Source organism: Kluyvera sp. (assembly GCF_047971185.1).
Lineage (GTDB): Bacteria > Pseudomonadota > Gammaproteobacteria > Enterobacterales > Enterobacteriaceae > Kluyvera.
On the sequence record NZ_JBKDZH010000039.1, the window covers coordinates 1 to 3000 of the forward strand.

At 54.2% G+C, this 3000-nt stretch carries 3 protein-coding genes and 1 pseudogene; all 4 read left to right on the forward strand.

Annotated elements, in window-relative coordinates; translation table 11 throughout:
* Positions 1-165 precede the first annotated feature (165 nt).
* A complete protein-coding gene (gene rbfA / locus ACK5JN_RS11165) occupies positions 166-567 on the forward strand; it encodes a 30S ribosome-binding factor RbfA (RefSeq protein WP_416870245.1) in 402 nt (133 codons plus the stop codon).
* The gene (gene truB / locus ACK5JN_RS11170) at positions 567-1511 is read left to right on the forward strand and encodes a tRNA pseudouridine(55) synthase TruB (RefSeq protein WP_167574958.1); all 945 of its coding nucleotides are present in this window, start codon (positions 567-569) and stop codon (positions 1509-1511) included. Before rbfA ends, truB begins: the two co-directional genes overlap by 1 nt.
* A 151-nt stretch (positions 1512-1662) precedes the next feature.
* Positions 1663-1932 carry a 30S ribosomal protein S15 gene (rpsO, locus tag ACK5JN_RS11175; RefSeq protein WP_035891092.1) on the forward strand — a complete coding sequence of 90 codons (270 nt, stop codon included), beginning with the start codon at positions 1663-1665 and terminating at the stop codon, positions 1930-1932.
* 357 nt (positions 1933-2289) lie between these two features.
* Positions 2290-3000 (forward strand): annotated as a pseudogene (locus ACK5JN_RS11180) (polyribonucleotide nucleotidyltransferase); the annotation flags it as partial.

The following is a 3000-nucleotide window of genomic DNA, read 5'->3' on the forward strand; positions in this document are numbered from 1 at the left end:
CGTTCGCGTTGGCGATATGATCGAAGAGATCGAACTCATCGAGATCCAACGTACCATCGCTTAATCTTCGTTAAGATTGCCGATTGTAGGCCGGGGAAGCGAAGCGCCACCCGGCAACTATTTCACAAGTGGCTGATAGCCCCTTTTTTGTCTGGAGAATTTATTCTGGCGAAAGAATTTGGTCGCCCGCAGCGCGGGGCTCAGGAGATGCAAAAAGAGATCGCAATCATCCTGCAGCGCGAAATTAAAGACCCGCGTCTGGGCATGATGACCACCGTTTCCGGTGTCGAAATGTCTCGCGATCTGGCCTATGCCAAAGTGTTTGTGACCTTCCTGAACGACAAAGATGAAGCGGCCGTTAAAGCCGGCATCAAAGCGCTGCAGGAAGCCTCTGGCTTCATTCGCTCGCTGCTGGGTAAAGCCATGCGCCTGCGTATCGTGCCGGAACTGACCTTCTTCTACGACAACTCGCTGGTCGAAGGGATGCGCATGTCCAACCTGGTGACTAACGTGGTGAAGCATGACGAAGAACGTCGTGTGAACCCGGACGACAGCAAGGAGGACTGATGAGTCGTCCTCGTCGTCGCGGCCGTGATATCCACGGCGTGCTGTTGCTGGATAAGCCGCAGGGTGCCTCCAGCAACGATGTACTGCAGAAAGTGAAGCGCATCTACAACGCCAACCGCGCCGGACATACCGGCGCGCTGGATCCGCTGGCGACCGGCATGCTGCCGATCTGCCTCGGTGAAGCGACCAAGTTTTCCCAGTATCTGCTGGACTCCGACAAACGCTACCGCGTGATCGCTCGCTTAGGCCAGCGCACCGATACTTCCGACGCCGACGGGCAGATCGTGGAAGAGCGTCCGGTGACCTTCAGCGATGCGCAGCTGGCTGAGGCGCTTGAGAGCTTCCGAGGCGACACCCAGCAGGTGCCGTCTATGTACTCCGCGCTGAAGTACCAGGGCAAAAAGCTCTACGAATATGCTCGTCAGGGCATTGAAGTGCCGCGTGAAGCACGCCCGATTACCGTCTACGAACTGCTGTTTATTCGTCATGAAGGGAACGAGCTGGAGCTGGAAATTCACTGCTCCAAAGGCACCTATATTCGTACCATCATTGACGATCTGGGCGAAAAGCTCGGCTGTGGTGCGCACGTGATTTTCCTGCGTCGCCTGGCGGTCAGCAAATACCCGGTCGAGCGTATGGTCACGCTGGAACAGCTGCGCGAACTGGTTGAACAGGCCGAACAGCAGGGCATTCCGGCGGCGGAATTACTCGATCCGTTATTGATGCCGATGGACAGTCCCGCTTCGGACTATCCGGTGGTGAATATCCCTGTAACGTCAGCGGTTTACTTTAAAAATGGTAATCCGGTACGGACGTCAGGCGCGCCGCTGGAAGGCCTGGTGCGCGTGACGGAAGGTGACGAAGGTAAATTCCTCGGTATGGGTGAAATCGATGACGAAGGCCGCGTGGCTCCACGCCGTCTGGTGGTCGAGTACACGGAGTAAGCCAGGTTCTGTGGCTTGCGATAACCGAGCGCTGCGAGTAGAATATCGCGGCTTAACGTCTGCTTAATTGTTTAACAATTGGCAAGCGTTATCTCAGGGCTGCTGAATTAGAGATCGGCACCCTTTCTTTCTTTTAAATTTGGAGTTCAAAATGTCTCTAAGCGTTGAAGCTAAAGCACAAATCGTTTCTGAGTTCGGTCGTGGCGCGAACGACAGCGGTTCTACCGAAGTTCAGGTTGCACTGCTGACTGCACAGATCAACCACCTGCAGGGTCACTTTGCAGAGCACAAAAAAGATCACCACAGCCGTCGTGGTCTGCTGCGCATGGTTTCTCAGCGTCGTAAACTGCTCGACTACCTGAAACGTAAAGATGTTGCACGCTACACCGCGCTGATCGAGCGTCTGGGTCTGCGTCGCTAATTCTAGCGAGTTTCAGAAAGAGGGGCCTTTATGGCCCCTTTTTTCCACCGGACGACCGTCATTTATAAGAAAGTTTGCCCGTAAGACGCTGTCTGGCGTTCTGGTAATCCTGCTTGTCTGCATCTTGTTGAGACAAAATTGAGCTGAAATTACCAACACAGCAGTATTTTGAAAGATAACGGGTATAATGTATTGTTGTTGTACATATTCTTCGTTGCAGAGGTTCGCGCGGCTAATGAGAGGCTTTACCCGGCGTCGGGTTAGGGTTGTCATTAGTCGCGAGGATGCAAAGAAGATCGGTTTCATCGGTCGGCACGCCAAAGGGTGTGTCGCCACTCATTAAGAAAGGATAGAATTTTGCTTAATCCGATCGTTCGTAAGTTCCAGTACGGCCAACACACCGTAACGCTGGAAACCGGCATGATGGCGCGCCAGGCAACTGCCGCCGTAATGGTTAGCATGGATGACACTGCGGTATTCGTTACCGTTGTGGGTCAGAAAAAAGCGAAACCAGGCCAGGACTTCTTCCCGCTGACCGTTAACTATCAGGAGCGTACCTACGCTGCTGGCCGTATCCCGGGTAGCTTCTTCCGTCGTGAAGGCCGTCCGAGCGAAGGTGACACCCTGATCGCGCGTCTGATTGACCGCCCGGTTCGCCCGCTGTTCCCGGAAGGCTTCGTTAACGAAGTACAGGTTATCGCGACCGTGGTTTCCGTTAACCCGCAGGTTAACCCGGATATCGTTGCTATGATCGGCGCCTCCGCTGCGCTGTCCCTGTCCGGCATTCCGTTCAACGGCCCGATCGGTTCTGCACGTGTTGGTTACATCAATGACCAGTAAGTACTTAACCCGACTAAGGACGAACTGAAAGAAAGCAAGCTGGACCTGGTTGTTGCAGGTACTGAAGCAGCCGTACTTATTGTTGAATCCGAAGCTGAACTGCTGAGCGAAGACCAGATGCTGGGCGCTGTTGTGTTCTGTCACGAACAGCAGCATGTTGTGATTCAGGCGATCAACGAGCTGGCGAAAGAAGCTTGCAAACCGCGTTGGGACTGGCAGCCAGAAGCC

Coding starts and splice junctions, on each gene's coding strand:
- rpsO (WP_035891092.1), top strand. CDS start 1,663: ATGTCTCTAAGCGTTGAAGCTAAAGCACAAATCGTTTCTGAGTTCGGT.
- truB (WP_167574958.1), top strand. CDS start 567: ATGAGTCGTCCTCGTCGTCGCGGCCGTGATATCCACGGCGTGCTGTTG.